The organism is Caldicellulosiruptor sp. F32, from assembly GCF_000404025.1.
Taxonomy (GTDB): domain Bacteria; phylum Bacillota; class Thermoanaerobacteria; order Caldicellulosiruptorales; family Caldicellulosiruptoraceae; genus Caldicellulosiruptor; species Caldicellulosiruptor saccharolyticus.
Genome location: NZ_APGP01000122.1, coordinates 1 through 15,775, shown reverse-complemented (window position 1 = coordinate 15,775; position 15,775 = coordinate 1). Strand labels below are relative to the sequence as shown.

Sequence of the window (15,775 nt, the reverse complement as noted above, 5' to 3'; positions counted from 1 at the left end):
ACCACCTTAGTTTCATTGTCAAGGTTTTTGAATATTTCAATCTCGTCAAGCTTTTTCAAAAGCCTGAGGAAAATGCTTTTGTTGGAGAATACATATTTGTACTCAAGGTCATTTATATTATGAAGAAGCTGATTATTATTCATTTCATTATTTTCACCACAAAAGTTTTCTTAAGAACATTATAGCAAACAGAATGGAAAGCATCAAACATATTTTCTTATCCATAGGCTAAAGTAGCAACCTGTGCTTCAATCTCCAAAGGGCAGGCTACAAAGCTTTTGCTGTCAACCTCCGGAGGTTTTTGGGGGGATTGGAGCTCGACAGCAATTGGTAAATACAAAAATTAAATTATCTTTCATTTATCAAATACACAAGACAAAATGGAATAATATAACATAACATAAATAACAATAAATGTACATATAAGAAGTTTGTAAAAATCTAAAAAATTAATAAAAATAGAAGATTTTACAATGAAATGTTGAAAGATATTATATAAAAAATACGTAAAGAGGCATGATTGGCTGTGTCAAAGCTCTCTCAGATGTATGGAAATTGGGGAAATTCAAAAAAAGCTTCAATGTATTAAGATAGAGATTATAATATTAAAAATAATCCACACGATGGCACATAAAATATACTTTAAAGTATAATAAAATAGAGTATAATAAACATGAGGTGATTTTTATGAAAAGATTTATAAACCGCAGACAGGAACTTGATTTTTTAGAGAAACAGTACCGAGAGCAAAATTCATCACTTGTTATTATTTATGGGAGAAGGAGAATTGGCAAGACTGCACTTATTAAAAAATTTATTGAAGATAAGCCAGCTATTTATTTTTTGGCTTCTGAGGAGGCAGAGAGTCAAAACATAGAGTATTATAAAAAAGCTGTAGGCAATTTTTTAAAAAATCCTTTGATTGAAAGGTTATCTGGCGTAGGTTGGGATGATATTTTTGATGTTATAATAAACGCAAAAATTAATAAAAAAACGGTGATAGTATTTGATGAATTTCAAAACTTGTGCAAAACAAACCCAGCCTTTGCTTCGATTGTTCAAAGAATCTGGGATGAGAAACTAAAAAACCACAATTTTATGCTTATTTTGAGTGGTTCTTTGGTTGGCATGATGCAAGAACATGCTCTTTCTTATTCAAGTCCTTTGTACGGTAGAAGAACAGGACAAATAAAGCTGAAGCAGTTTTCATTCAAAGAAGCAAAAGAGTTTTTCCCTGAAGCATCAGATGACCAATTTATATGGATATATTCCATCGTTGGCGGTGTTCCAAAATATTTAGAGATGTTCAAGTTTGAAGGCGATATTTACAAGGCAATTGAAGAAAATATTCTAAGCAGACAGAGCTTTTTATATGAAGAGCCTTTGTTTTTGCTTGAAAAAGAAGTTCATGAGGTAGGAAGCTATTTTTCGATAATTAAAAGCATTGCTCTTGGGAACCATAAACTCAGCCAGATTGCCCAGAGCCTTTCTACAGCGCAAACAAAACTTACAAAGTATTTAAATACTTTGATAGACCTTGATATTGTAAGAAGAGAGGTTCCAGTAACAGAAGAGTATCCAGAAAAGAGCAAAAGAGGGTTATATTTTATAAACGATAATTTCATAGATTTTTGGTTTAAGTTTGTATATCCATACAGAGAACAATTAGAACTTGACAATACTGAATATGTAATTGAAAATATCAAGTCAAAAATTGTGACAAATCACATAAGTTTTATTTATGAAGAAGTTTGCAGGCAGATTTTGATGGATTTAATAAAAACAAAAGAGATTGATATTCAGTTAGACAGAATAGGCAAGTGGTGGGATTCAAAGTCAGAGATTGATATAGTAGGAATTAGTAAAAACACAGGCCATGTTGTTTTTGGTGAATGCAAATATTCGCAAAGAGTAGTTGATATTGATGTATTTTTTAACTTAAAGAAAAAAGCAGAAAATATAAAAGTATTTCCTGAGCAAAAAGAACTTTATATTCTCTTTAGCAGAACAGGATTTTCAGAAAGGCTTTTGGAGTTTGCGAAAGAGACAAAGAATTTGATACTGATGAAGTTTCCTTAAAGGTGATAAATAGTACTTTTATCCCCTCTTCTTCACATATGTACTTGACCATGTTTATAAACTGGTAATTCTGAATAATATTCAAATCTATACTTCATGTCACTTTTGCTACGCAAAAACAAAAAACACAAGCAGCTATTTAGCTCTAAAGCCACTTGTGGTTAAATTCTCTTGCTATCAATTCAAAAGCTCTTTTCTCAATCTCTTTATCTCCTCAATATCAAGTTCGGTCAGCTCTGCTATCTCTTCATCTCTTATACCCTTTTGTATCATCTTCTTAGCTATTCTAATTTGACTTTCACGAATACCTTGTTGCAGTCCAAGGTTGAAATCTTTTGCTCTTGCTTCATCAAGAAGTCTTGCTACATTTGATATAAATTCACCCATATTTTTGCCACCCCCTTGTTTAACTCTTTCTGCTACCCTTTCATACTCCTCTTTTTGCTCTTCCAGCAGCCTCGGTCGTATTATGTAATATGCCCACCTTAAAAATCTGTCTATGTTCTCATTGCTCAGTTTCTCTACATTCTTCTCAACCTCTAAAAGCCTTCTTATAAGCTCATCCCTGTCTTCTCTTACCTGCTCTAAATAAAATATTATCGGCGTTAGCAAGTCCTTCTCCTCTTGAAGAATCTTTTTGACATCTACTTCAGACACATCTACTACTCTGTATCTGAATACATCATCCTTGAAAGTCTCAAATGCTTCCATTAAATCAGTAGAAAGATTCCATTTTTCCTTTGTTCAGTTGTACACAACTATGGGTATAACAGGCGGAAGGTTCTCTGCCCCTTTGCTAAGTTCCTTCCACCACAGGCTTACCATGTACTTCAGTATCTTCTGTGCCATATCCCTTTTCACTGTCGACTGGTTCTCTATCAGGATATAAAAATATACTTCTCTTCCTTTTAGCTTTGCTTTTGCAACAATATCAGCTCTGAGCTGGGATAGCTTCTGTGTTACAAATTCGCTGTCATCAAATTCTATAGACTCCTCATCTATTTCATCTGCCCAGCTGTATCTGAGAATGTCTTTTACAAGCACAAGTAGCTCTTTTTTGTCTTTGAGCAAGAACTTAAAAGTGGTATCACGCTCCATTGGTGGAATTTCAGAGCTCAAGGCAATTTCACTCCGATTTATGGATTTTTTCAGAACAAAATTCTACACTCTGTAGCCAAAGATGTTGAGTTTGTTTTATTTTTTGTCCAATTTAATTATACCACAAAAGCGGTCTCACAGTTTCATTTTTTTAATCTTCAAAGGGTAGGCTACAAACCAATGGTTTCCACAGAATTCAAGCACTTGTTGATATCAAGTTTCAATTCCCAAAGGGGAGGCTACAAACTATCAAAGCAAATGCAAATATGGGTGATGAGCAAATTTTCAATCCCCAAAGGGAAGGCTACAAACCAAGTCCTGTTCCTGAAAGCAAAAAAGAACTCTTTGTTTCAATCCCCAAAGGGAAGGCTACAAACTTGCATCATACCACTAAAATCTCTTTGCATTCCAGAGTTTCAATCCCCAAAGGGAAGGCTACAAACAGAAGAGATGAGAATGGAAAATTTGAAGAATATGTGTTTCAATCCCCAAAGGGAAGGCTACAAACGGAAATCATTGAACAACAAGGTAATTTAATTATTGGTTTCAATCCCCAAAGGGAAGGCTACAAACAAGCGAAAGAAAAGACTGACAGAGTGATTGCACATTTGTTTCAATCCCCAAAGGGAAGGCTACAAACGAAGAATTTGACCAAATTTTTCACACATATATAAAAGTTTCAATCCCCAAAGGGAAGGCTACAAACCTGGAAAAATCGGAAAATCAGGCAAGCCGGTAGAGGTTTCAATCCCCAAAGGGAAGGCTACAAACTCTACTTCTACTTGCAGGTTTGTAAGCGCCCATTTGTTTCAATCCCCAAAGGGAAGGCTACAAACTTGATATACACGATTTAGGTGAAATCAATCTTATTGGGTTTCAATCCCCAAAGGGAAGGCTACAAACCCGTAGATGGCTTGAGAAATCTTACAAGGAACAAATGGTTAAGTTTTCAAGCTGCTGTAGGTTATTTCTATTATACTCCACAAGCTCTTGAAAGTCAACACATACCAGAAATTACCTTTTGCTGTCGATCCCCGGGGGTTTTTGGGGGGATTACAGGTCGACAGCAATTGGTAAATGCAAAAGTCAAAATACATCACAAATCTCAGAGTACATAATTAAAAATAGCAATTTTTGCACAAGCAAAAATAATATAAAATGAAAAAAATGACATATAAAGCTAATTAACTTTGCATAAAATTTGACCTTAATAATTAAATGATGGTATGTAAAATTAAAAAGTGTACTAAGTAACGAGGATTGCAAGTTCAAAATTTGGTTGTATCTTGAAAATAAAATTGGTATAATTAACATAAAAGTGAGGTGAGATGCTATTGATAGAGGAAATAGTTGAGATTGGTGATGTTCTAATTGGTGATGCATCTGGAAATGATGCCCATTTATCTGTTCTTACAGAAGATATTGAGGTTCCATCTGGGGATGAAAAGAGATATGTTGCAAAAATTGACTTTTCTACAAATGAGAAAAAGATTAATATAGACTGTGCTGAAGAAATTGATGATGAAACTGCTAAAAAATATGTTTATGTTGGTTCGGCAGAAGGGGCAAATTCGTCACAATGGTTTGCTTCTACGACATCTTTTGCATATTTTCTGACAGAAACCATTCCAAACCTTGTTGAATGTGAAATACCTGTAGTATCTGACATATGTAAAAAAATATTGGATATGTATTTTGTCAAAGTCAAAGAATATCTAAGCAAGTCTTCTGAACTTATCGATGAAGAAAAGAGGTATTTGCAGCAGAGAATAGAGAAAAAATACGTTTATTTTTTAGATACTGACAATATAGTGGTAAATGACAACAAGAGACTGACTGAAAAGCCGCTATCACAGATTTACAAAGAACTAATTAACAATGCAAAATCAACAGATAAGATTTTTAAGCAATTGAGAGATGTTTTTACAAAGGAATGTACAAATGGATTAAAAAAATTAACAGAACTAAAACCTCAGCAAATAGGCTTATATGTACTTTGCGTTGATGGAAAGCCTTTGACAAGCTATCCAGAGTATATTGACGCTGTTATTGCATACAAACGCCAGGTCAAAAAAGGCACAGAAAAGACTAAAAAGAAGCAAAAAGAAGGTAATATATGTTATATATGTTTGGACACAGATAACTTATCATTCGAAGGATTTAAAAAGACAAAGTTTAAATATTTTACGACAAACCAGAATATATTTGCATCTTATCTTGACCAAAAGAACTATGCCAAGAACATAACTGTATGCGAAAAATGTCTTTTAAAGCTTGTGGCAGGAGATATATTTTTAAGAAATAAACTTAAAACCCAGCTTGGCTCTTTTGATGTATATGTTCTGCCAACTTTTGTTTACACAAGTGCAAAGTTAACAAAAAACTATTTAGAAGAACTTTCCCAAAATATCACGAATTCGTTGAACACTGCATGGAACTATAACAGCCTGGAAAAACTGCGAGATGATATATACAACTTTCTTTCATATTTCGACCAAAATCACTATTTTTTACTGAACCTGATTTTTTACAGAGAAGCACAAGCAAGTACAAAGATAATAAGGTTTGTACCTGACATCAATCCTTCAATTTTCGACAAGATTTACAATGCAGCATCAAAAGTCTTTTCTCAATATACTGACCTCATTGGGAATGACCCTTCTTTTAAGATTTCCCTTGAAAGCATCTATTACAGCGTTCCAATAAGGCTCAAAAACATAAGTGAGAGTAAAGAAGCGCAAAGGCTTTTGAACATCTACGATGCTATTTTTTCTGGCAAAAGAATAGCAAGAGATGTTCTCATAGAAAATTTTATAAAGGCAGTAGGTGTTGTTGTTTACGGGAAAGAAGGGTATAACCTTTCAAAGTTTATAGGAAACGACATTGCTTCAATGGTTATCAGAATGGTTTTTGTTATAAGATTTTTAGAAATTTTGGATTGTTTGGAGGTGGAAAGAGGGATGGATGTTGCGCAGCTGAACTTGTCAGAAGACCTCAAAAACTATATCCAACAAATGAATTATGATGAGCCAAAGACAGCTCTGTTTTTGCTTGGAGTTTTGATTGGCGAGATAGGAGCAAAACAATATCTTGCTACCAAAGATAGGCAAGACGACTCTGCTGGGCACAAACCAATTTTGAACAAGATAAATTACAATGGGATTGACAAACCAAAGCTTATAAGACTGTGCAATGATGTTCACAACAAGCTGAGGCAGGAAAAGATTTTGCCATACACCGAGATGATTTTTGCCGAGATGAAGAGGCTTTTGGACAAGCACATAGATTCATGGAAGCTTGACAAGTATGAAACTCTTTTTTACATCCTCTCAGGTTATGCATACAAAACTCAAAAGGTTATATTAAATGCTTCTTCAAACTTTCAGGATACATCTAATTAAAATAGGAGGGCTGATGTAAAGATGGAAAAGAAGATTATTGATAAGAACAGCGAGATTTTGTTTACCTATGATGCTAAGCTTTGCAATCCAAACGGTGACCCGGATGAGGAAAATCGACCAAGGATGGATTGGGAAAAAGAAATAAACCTTGTGTCAGATGTTCGTGTAAAAAGGTATATCCGTGATTATGCAGACGACCAGGGTATTCCAATTTATGTTCGAAAGATTGAAGGCAAGAGCGTAAAGCCAGAAGAAGTAATCAAAAGCGTAGGAGAAGACATCGACGAACTTGAGACCTTCATTGACATAAGGCTTTTTGGTGCAACAATACCTATTAAGAAAGAGACGAGAACTTACATCGGGCCTGTACAGTTCAACTGGGGATATTCACTTAACAAGGTTGAACTTTTAGAAGCATCTATCACAAGCCATTTTGCAAGCGATGAGAAAAAACAGCAGGGTGCTATAGGAAAAGACTACAGAGTGAAATACTCTTTCATAGCTTTTTCTGGAATAGTGAGCGCAAGAAGAGCAAAAGAGACTAGACTTACAGAAGATGACCTAAAGTTTTTGGATAGAGCAATGAAAGAAGCAATTCCACTTCAGGCAACCAGAAGCAAGATAGGTCAGTATCCGAGGCTTTACATGAGAGTAGAGTATTTAGATGATAAGACCTTGCTTGGAGACCTCAGAGATTATGTCAAGCTTATAGAAGTTGTCGAAAAACCGCGAAAAATTGAAGATGTTCAGCTTGACATCACAGATTTGGCTGAGTTTTTGCATAAGAACAAGAATGTAATTTCAAAGATTTACTATTTCAAACACCCAGAGCTTTGCCTTGTTTGCGGTGGCAATGTTGTGGACTTTAAAGATGCATTTGGTACTTTTGAGCTTGAAGAAGTTTAGAAAAACAAGGTGAGAAGAAAATGAAATTTTTAGTGTTTGACCTCAAAGGTAAGTTTGCCCACTTTAGAAAATTTTATACAAACTCATCATCGCTTTCGTATCTTGTGCCACCGAGGACTGTGATTGAAGGTATGGTTGCAGCTATCTTGGGTTTTGAGAGGGATAGTTATTATGGGGTGCTCTCAGCAGAAAACCTTTTAGTTGCAGTACAAAAGATAGAAAGGACATATAAGATTGTACAGACGGTGAACTATATAAAAGCAACAACTGTAAATGAACTAAAAAATCCAAATACCCACACACAGGTGCCGCTTGAGATCTTGGCTGGCTACAATGGATTTGTAGGTTTTAGAGTTTTTGTTATGCCAAAAGATGAGGAGATATATTCTCTCTTGAGGGCAAGGCTTGAAAGTGGCAAGTCAGAATTTCCGATATACTTTGGCAGTGCTCCGTTTGCTGCAAAAACTGAGTTTTTGGGTGAATTTGAAGCCTGCAGGTGGGAAGACAGCAGGGCAGGTATTTTAACTGTGCTTGATGCAGGCTTAATAAAATCTCTAAGCTTAGAGTTAGAGTCTACTTCTTCTCTTGCTCTTATGAAAGACAGGATGCCGTGCGATTTTGACAAAGATAGGTTTGCCACAAAGGTCAAGACGTATATTCACGACGAAAATCTCAATCCTATCTGGGTAGATTTGGATAGCAGTGCGCAGGACAAGGTGTATTATATAAAAGAATTTTCAGGTGACAGAAAAGAATGCATTTGTGTGATGTAAAAAATCTTTTGCCATTTGGGGGATAGCCCAGATGGCGTTTTTCTTGTTTTGTCAAAAAAGTTTTTATATATTGTCAAAAAGGTGGGATTTGTATGGAGTATTATTCTCACAAAAATCCTGATAAGCTTCTTTATGATCACCTTCTTGAAGTTTATCACTATGCTATGGAGGCAAATGTTGAGCTTAAGAACTGGGAAAAAGAAGCGCTGCAAATTATATGTCTTTGTCATGACTTTGGGAAATTTACAACATTTTTTCAAAGTCATCTTAGCGGTGTATCAAGCAAGCATTCACAGCATGGTTTTTTATCAGCCATCTTTGGAGTCTTTTGCTGGATGCAAAAGAAAGGACTGTGCTTACAACAGATGAACCCCCCAGCTTCTTTAGATGAAGTCATATCTCTTTTGATTTACGCTTGCATTCTTCACCATCACGGAGATGTCAAGGATATTAGCAAGAACCTGCCAGAAAAGTTTAAAGGAGATTTCAAGGCAGATATAAACCTTGTTCAGAAAATAGATGATGCCTATGTTCAGATTGAGGATTTGAGGTGCAACGCTGAAGATATAAAACCTTTGCTTGAAAAAATTGGACTTGGCAACGAATTTGAAAAGTTTTTGGCACAGCAAAGGGGTTTTATAGAGGATATCCTAAGATATCTTAAAAGAATTGAATATGGCATTCGCTTGATTGGTATGATACCGCAGGCTTTCAAAGATGGAACTGAGCTTTATTTTGCCCAGCAAAAGTTGTATTCTCTTCTCATATGGGCAGACAAGATGTCGGCTGCAAATTACAAGTTACTGTTTCCTTGCTATGCTTCGTCAGACAGACTTATTGTGGCAAGAGACAAAGTTATCAAACCAACTCAGGACAAAAATCTGCAGAGAATAAGGCAAAGTGTGTTTGAGGCTGTGCTTTCAAATATTGAAAAGAACAAAGAGAAAGATATATTTTCAATCACAACACCAACTGGTACAGGAAAGACTTTGGCAGGAGTTTTTGCAGCATTAAAACTGAAAGAGATTTTGAAAAAGTCTGGAAGGATAATATATGCTCTTCCGTTTACCTCTATAATAGACCAAAACTACCATGTTGTCGAAAATCTATTTGAGGCAATAGAAGATTTTGAAAAAAACAGAGACAGGTACTTGTTAAAACACCATCATTTAACTGATGTTGAGTTCAAGGGTAAAGAAGGAGCGCTAAAAGAAATTACAGATGAAATTACTGTATTTGAAAAAGTTGCTTCAGAGTGTTTTATAGAAAACTGGACATCTGGGTTTGTAGTGACAACATTTGTCCAGCTGCTTGAAACTTTAATTTCGAACAGAAACAGGATGCTCAAAAAATTTCATACTTTTTATGACTCAGTACTTCTCCTTGATGAGATTCAGGCAATTGATGTTGAGCTTTTGCCGCTTGTTGAAGAGGTCTTGAGAAAACTGACACAGCTTTTCAGGTGCAAGATTATTCTCATGACAGCCACAAAACCGCTTATATTCGAAGATGCTTGTGAGCTTGCAGGGTTTTGTGACTATTCAATTTTTAACAGAACAAAGCTTATGTATCACCACAGCGATTTAAAAGTAGCTGAATTTGTGGATTTCTTCTTACAAGAGGTATATGAAGACGAAAAATCGTTTTTGATTGTTGCCAACACCATAAATCAGTCGCATCAAATCTACAATGGCATAAAAAACAACCTCAAAAATAAAGAGGTTATTTACCTTTCAGCAAGCCTTGTACCAAAAGATAGAAAAGATATTATAAAGAAATTAGAAAAAATGTTAGAAAGCGGAGCAAAACCCATTGTTGTTTCAACTCAGGTGATTGAGGCAGGGGTAGACATTGACTTTGATTGTGTAGTAAGAGACATAGCTCCTATTGATTCAATAATCCAGTGTGCAGGAAGGTGCAACAGGCACAATGAAAAAAGCCAGGGTAGTGTGCTGGTTGTAAACATGAAAGATGAAAGTGGCATAACCTTTGCAAAAAGAGTTTATGGCAACACGGCAATTGAAATATCAAGAGGACTTCTTTTGAAGCATCTTGAGGTGGAAGAAAAAGACTATGGTATGCTGATTGATAATTATTTCAGGATGATAAAAGAAAATAAATCATTTAAAAAGTCTGAAGAGTTTTTGAAGGCAATAAGGCTTTTAAAGTTTGACAGTATTCTGGAAAAGGAAGAGCTCACAATCTCAAGGTTTAGTCTTATCCAGCAGCGGGGTGGGTATGTCAGCGTCATCATAAGAAGCAATGAAGAAATAGAAGATGCTTATCAAAGGTATATAGACTCTTTTTCCATTAAAGATTATTACGAAAGAAGAGAAATCTATCTTAAACTTAAAAATATCCTTTTTGAATACACAATTTCTGTACCAATAAAATACGCCCAGATTTTTGATGAAGAGAAAGGAATATTATCTTTGCCACCCACATCCTGCCAGCGATACTATAGCCCTAAGACAGGATTTGTGTATGACCCAAACGACCATATTATTTTTGCCTGAGTTTAAGAAACAGGATGGTGTTTTGAAAATGGATATTTACATGACAGGTGTTTACATCTGGTATTACAACATCTGCAAAAGACAGGTGTGGCTCATGGCACATAGCATCTTGCCAGATGAGAACGACGATAACATTGTGCTTGGCAGGTTTCTTCATGAGTATTATTACAGGAAAGATCAGAAGGAAATAAAATTCGGCAATGCAGTGTTTGACATTCTGTATCAGGACAAAGATGAGATAGTGATTGGTGAAACAAAGAAATCTTCAAGGTTCAAAGAAGCATCGAGGTATCAGCTTTTGTTTTATATAAAGCTTCTAAAAGAAGCAGGAATTTCAGCAAAAGGAGTGCTTTTTTATCCAGAGGAAAGAAAAAAGGAAGAGGTTGTTCTGACAGCTGAGGAAGAAGAAAAATTGGAAAAGATGATAGCTGACATTGAAACGATAATTGAAAAAGAAAGCCCGCCTCCTGCAGCCACATGCCGATATTGTCCAAAGTGTGCTTACAGGGAATATTGTTTTGCTTGAAAATAAAAGGTTTTGTCCGCAAAAAAAAAGATTTTCCGGGGTGATTTTAAGTGAAAAAAGACCTTTATGTTTTCAATTCAGGATTTTTAAGAAGGAAAGATAACACCATCATGTTTGAAACAGATGAGGGCAAAAAGTATTTTCCTGTTGAAGAGATAGAATCAGTTTTTATATTTGGAGAGGTTGACATAAACAAAAGATTTTTGGAGTTCATGACAGAAAAGAATATATGTGTACACTTTTTTAATAGGTATGAGTACTACGTTGGGACATACTACCCGCGAGAACATTACAACTCAGGCATTGTGATACTCAAGCAGGTAGAATTTTACAACGACTATAATAAAAGAATAACCATTGCAAGGTCAATTGTTGAAGGTGCTGTTTTGAACATGCTTGTGGTTCTGAGGTACTACAATTCCCGTGGAAATATGTTAAAAGATGAGATAGAAACTATCGAAAGAATGCGCCATAACATAAGCGCCTGCAGTGATGTAAATACGCTTATGGCTTTGGAGGGGAATATAAGAGAAATCTACTATAAGTGTTTTAACAAGATACTGGATGATGAAAATTTTACATTTGTCCGCAGGAGCAAAAATCCACCTCTTGACAGGATAAATGCTCTGATTAGCTTTGGAAATTCTCTTTTGTATGCTACAACTCTTGGAGAGATTTACCAGACACAGCTTGACCCACGCATTGGGTATCTACATTCTACAAACCAGCGTAAGTTTTCTTTGAATTTGGATATTTCTGAAATCTTCAAGCCCATAATTGTTGACAGAGTAATTTTTTCTCTTGTTAACAAGAAAGTGCTGAGCGAAAAACATTTTGAAAAGGAACTAAATGGAATTATTCTAAATGACCAGGGCAAAAAATTGTTTATCTCTGAGTACAACCAAAAGCTTTACTCAACCATTATGCATCCAAAATTGAACACTCAGGTGAGCTACAAAAGGCTTATTCGGATGGAAGCATATAAGCTTCAGAAGTTGTTTTTAGAAAATATAGAATACAAACCTTTTGTTGCAAGGTGGTAGGAGCTATGTTTGTGATTCTTGTTTATGATGTCAATGAAAAGAGGGTTGCAAAAGCTCTCAAGAAATGTCGAAAATACCTTACATGGGTTCAAAACTCTGTTTTCGAAGGCAACATATCAGAAGCAACCTTAAGAAGGCTTATTCTTGAACTTGAAAAAGTTCTTGACCTTTCAGAAGATTCGGTTATTATCTATAAATTTCAAAATACATGGTATTCAGAAAGGCAAATTATTGGCATTGAGAAAAATCCGGTTGATTTTATAACATGAAAAATTTAAGTATATGTTTGAAATTACAATCTTCTCAATCTCCAAAAAACATGTTAAAGCACCCAGCATCTGCACTGAGGTGCTTTTTTTATTGTTTCAGCCACAAAGTGAAGCTTCCCCATCTTCTTAAAATTTTTTGCCATTATTAGCACCTACCCTTGTGACTTGATGTTATGCTCCTTCGAGTGCATTATCTTCTACTTTTTTTATTTTTAAATCTTTGCTTTATAGCACTTTTTATTATGTTTTCAACTTTTTTGTCTTCTTTTTCAATCAGAGCTCTGTCTTTTTCATTTAACATTTTTTTAGCTTTTAATTGTAGCTCTTTAATTTCTCCTTCGTATTCTTCTTTAAGGTTGTATTTCTTAAGCTTTTCTATTATTTTATTAGTCCATTCAATGAATTCTTTATATTCTTCTAAACTCCATTTTTTATTTCGTTCTTCAATTATTGTAGGTATACAGCTTTTGTTTGGATTTGGTTCGCTACTAAATAGTAGCTGGCCGTCTCTGTTAAATACTTCTATTTTATCACATAGTTTTTCTTTCTCTATAATTTCTATTGTTTTTAGCATTCCAGAGGATGCTTCATCGTGAGCTCTTTTTTCAGAAAATCTTGCTATTTTTCCAGCTGTAGATTCAAATTGTTCCATATATCTTGAGTAGATTGCAGCTCTGCTTTTAAGTTCATTTACTGCAACAACTCTCAGAATTATTTCATAACCTAATTGTTTTAGCTTCTTCATTGTTTCACAGATTTGAGGTGTTCTCAAAGTTCCTTCAAAGATGATGTTAAATTTCTTGTTCATGGCTTCTTCAAAGATTTTTCGTGTCCATTCTCTTACATCTGGGTCTGTTAATTTAGCGAATAGCTTGTCATGATTTTTAAATATTTCTTCAGCTTTTGGGTGGTATCTTCTAATATCGTCACCGTTTATTTCCACAACGTTGCCGTCTTTGAAAAGTTCATTTTCTGATAATGTTATTATTTTGCTTTTTCCAGCACCGGGTTGTCCGCCAAGAATGACTATTTTAGGGTAATCAACTGGACTTTTGTTTTCAAAAGTGTTTTTCCTAATTTCACACAAGATTTCATCATGAACTTCTCTATTTAGTTTATAAAGATTTTCATTAATCATTTGTGTTTTCCCCTTCTTGATTTGAAAGACTTCAGCATTTATATAACTTCTTCTTTGTCAATTAACCTATAAAGGAGAGCATAAGTAGTTAGTGCCCTTTCAATCGCATCCTTATCACCACGATAGACGTAATCTCTTTCTTTACACAGTGTTTTTCTGATTTCTTCTATTTTTTGAAGCTTTTGTTCTTTTATTTCTTTATCAAGATCTGAATGTACAGTTTTTAATTTTATATTGGTTAGACTGCCAAGAAGTCCCGCAATTATGTCAATGGCAACTTCGTGTTTGATATCCTCTTGAATAGTTTTTATATCGCTCATCTTCATCATCCTCCTTCAATTAAATAATAGTAGCCTTTTGCAGAAACGCTCAAAATGAGCGTTATCAAGCTTTTTAAAATCTCTAAAAAAGTCTTCCTTCCTCCTCATAGATAGTGTAAAATTTATCTATATAAAACATACTTTCTATGAGGAGGAAGTTAAAATGTTTAAACACCATCATAAACAACTTTCTTTCTTAGAACTCTATGAGCACGTTAAAAACGTTGCTCTCAACAAACCTCATTCGCTCCTTGGCTTCTTCAATAACTTCATCGACCTCTCTCAATTCATCCCTCAATCCTTCTACAAAGCTTACTACCACTACTTCGGTAAACATAGAGAAATCTCATTAGAGTCTATCCTATGCGCTTTCTTCGTCCAAAAAATACTTAAACTATCTACTCTCTCTCAGCTCCGTGCTGTTCTCCTTAACTCCTTTGAACTTAGAAACTTCTGTAACCTCATTAAAGTCCCTTCTATCTCTACCTTCTCAAGATTCAGAAAATTCTTTTGCTCTGAAATAGAAACTCTATTCTACAATATCGCAAAATACGCTCAAAATCTATCTTCCCAACTAAATCCTGAACTCGCTTCTACCATTATCTTCGATACTACTGCACTTAAACCTATCCTCAAAGAAAATAACCCTAAATTTATCCAGTCTCAACTTAAAAAACTAAATCTCAAAACCCTGACCTCGAAACATCTGTCATCTATTCACTTACATATTCTAACCTCCCCAAGTTCGCTTCTGCTTCTCCTGTTTTCTCACTTATGTTCGCCAATGGTCACTTCTGCTATGGCTTTAAATTTGCCATCCTCACAAATGGCTTCGGTATACCTCTTGTAATCTCCCCTGCTACCGCTCATTCTTTCAATAATTCTCTCGACCCTGCTTTGTCTAAAACTATCTCCGACTCAAAAGCTCTTGTCCCTGCTTTAATATCATTAAAAAATAACTTCACAAATGACTCTTTCTCTACCATCAATCGCTGACAGTGCACTCGACTCATATTCCATCTATTCCACTTTATTCAAAGACTTCAATTTCTCAAAAGCTATTATCCCTCTAAATCCCAGAAACTCTAAATCTACTTCTAATACCCCTACCTCTGACCCCAATATCTCTATCTCACCAGATGGTACTCCAATTTGTAATAAATTCAATCTACCTTTCAAATGTGAAGGTATGTGCAGGGGTAAAAATCGCTCGCCAAGAATTAAGTGGCGCTGCCCTCTCTCCTCTTTCCAAAGATAATAAACGCACCTGCTCTTGCCCTGAGCCCTGTACTTCTTCTAAATCGGGCAGAATGTTCTACACCTACCCAGATGCCAACTTGCGCTTTTGCCCCGGTATCAACAGAAACTCTATCCAGTTCGAAAAACTCTACTATTCAAGAGTTACTATAGAGCAAACTATCTTCCAGCTTAAATCTTCACTCGGTCATGATACATTGTTCTCCCGCGACCATATCTCTCTTTTTTCTGACTTCTTGCTCTCTGCAATTTGTATGCTCCTTATTTTTATTCTCTCTTTTGCTATCCTAAAGTCTCAAAAATCTATTACCTATAAAAAACTTCAAAAACTTAAAAAACTCATAGCTTGAACTTGATTTCAACTTTTGAAAATTTGCATTTTTTATTCAATATAAATTGCCTCTTCTAAAAGCCCTTTTAAAGTTACTTTCTAAAAGGGTTTGAGATAG

The 15,775-nt window shown here is 35.1% G+C and carries 12 protein-coding genes, 1 pseudogene and 1 CRISPR repeat array; of the genes and pseudogenes, 9 read left to right on the top strand and 4 right to left on the bottom strand.

Features of this window, described 5'->3' with window-relative positions; genetic code table 11:
• Positions 1–687 precede the first annotated feature (687 nt).
• The gene (locus H964_RS11670) at positions 688–2,079 is read left to right on the top strand and encodes an ATP-binding protein (protein WP_039767852.1); all 1,392 of its coding nucleotides are present in this window, start codon (positions 688–690) and stop codon (positions 2,077–2,079) included.
• 177 nt (positions 2,080–2,256) lie between these two features.
• Here H964_RS11670 and H964_RS13375 read toward each other — a convergent pair whose 3' ends face one another.
• Both H964_RS13375 and H964_RS13370 read right to left on the bottom strand, forming a co-directional pair.
• Positions 2,257–2,790, bottom strand: a complete 534-nt coding sequence (locus H964_RS13375) for a hypothetical protein (RefSeq protein ID WP_307189062.1) — start codon at positions 2,788–2,790, stop codon at positions 2,257–2,259.
• Between the two features lie 33 nt (positions 2,791–2,823).
• On the bottom strand, positions 2,824–3,198 hold the full coding sequence (locus tag H964_RS13370; RefSeq protein WP_011915675.1) for an Rpn family recombination-promoting nuclease/putative transposase: 375 nt from the start codon (positions 3,196–3,198) through the stop codon (positions 2,824–2,826).
• A gap of 127 nt (positions 3,199–3,325) precedes the next feature.
• Positions 3,326–4,080: direct repeats of the CRISPR family, unit length 30 nt; unit sequence GTTTCAATCCCCAAAGGGAAGGCTACAAAC.
• Between the two features lie 431 nt (positions 4,081–4,511).
• On the opposite strand from H964_RS13370, the gene H964_RS11655 reads away from it, so the two are divergent.
• From H964_RS11655 to cas2, 7 genes are all read left to right on the top strand, one after another.
• Complete coding sequence (locus tag H964_RS11655; protein WP_039767848.1) at positions 4,512–6,578, top strand: TIGR02556 family CRISPR-associated protein; 2,067 nt, start codon at positions 4,512–4,514, stop codon at positions 6,576–6,578.
• 21 nt (positions 6,579–6,599) lie between these two features.
• Positions 6,600–7,484 (top strand): type I-B CRISPR-associated protein Cas7/Csh2, encoded by an 885-nt coding sequence (cas7b, locus tag H964_RS11650; protein ID WP_011915678.1) that lies wholly within the window; start codon positions 6,600–6,602, stop codon positions 7,482–7,484.
• Between the two features lie 20 nt (positions 7,485–7,504).
• Positions 7,505–8,257, top strand: a complete 753-nt coding sequence (gene cas5 / locus H964_RS11645; RefSeq protein WP_011915679.1) for a CRISPR-associated protein Cas5 — start codon at positions 7,505–7,507, stop codon at positions 8,255–8,257.
• Between the two features lie 92 nt (positions 8,258–8,349).
• The gene (locus H964_RS11640) at positions 8,350–10,773 is read left to right on the top strand and encodes a CRISPR-associated helicase/endonuclease Cas3 (RefSeq protein WP_039767846.1); all 2,424 of its coding nucleotides are present in this window, start codon (positions 8,350–8,352) and stop codon (positions 10,771–10,773) included.
• A gap of 28 nt (positions 10,774–10,801) precedes the next feature.
• Positions 10,802–11,299, top strand: a complete 498-nt coding sequence (gene cas4, locus H964_RS11635) for a CRISPR-associated protein Cas4 (protein WP_011915683.1) — start codon at positions 10,802–10,804, stop codon at positions 11,297–11,299.
• Positions 11,300–11,349: 50 nt separating this feature from the next.
• Positions 11,350–12,342: a type I-B CRISPR-associated endonuclease Cas1b gene (cas1b, locus tag H964_RS11630; protein WP_011915684.1), complete on the top strand. Its 993-nt coding sequence runs from the start codon at positions 11,350–11,352 to the stop codon at positions 12,340–12,342.
• 5 nt (positions 12,343–12,347) lie between these two features.
• Positions 12,348–12,611, top strand: coding sequence for a CRISPR-associated endonuclease Cas2 (gene cas2 / locus H964_RS11625; RefSeq protein WP_011915685.1), 264 nt, complete (start codon positions 12,348–12,350; stop codon positions 12,609–12,611).
• Between the two features lie 190 nt (positions 12,612–12,801).
• Here the strand turns inward: cas2 and H964_RS11620 are convergent, their stop codons facing one another.
• Both H964_RS11620 and H964_RS11615 read right to left on the bottom strand, forming a co-directional pair.
• Positions 12,802–13,749 (bottom strand): zeta toxin family protein, encoded by a 948-nt coding sequence (locus H964_RS11620; RefSeq protein WP_011915686.1) that lies wholly within the window; start codon positions 13,747–13,749, stop codon positions 12,802–12,804.
• A 38-nt stretch (positions 13,750–13,787) separates the two neighbouring features.
• Complete coding sequence (locus tag H964_RS11615; protein ID WP_011915687.1) at positions 13,788–14,069, bottom strand: hypothetical protein; 282 nt, start codon at positions 14,067–14,069, stop codon at positions 13,788–13,790.
• Between the two features lie 163 nt (positions 14,070–14,232).
• On the opposite strand from H964_RS11615, the pseudogene H964_RS12280 reads away from it, so the two are divergent.
• Positions 14,233–15,676 (top strand): annotated as a pseudogene (locus H964_RS12280) (transposase).
• Positions 15,677–15,775 lie beyond the last annotated feature (99 nt).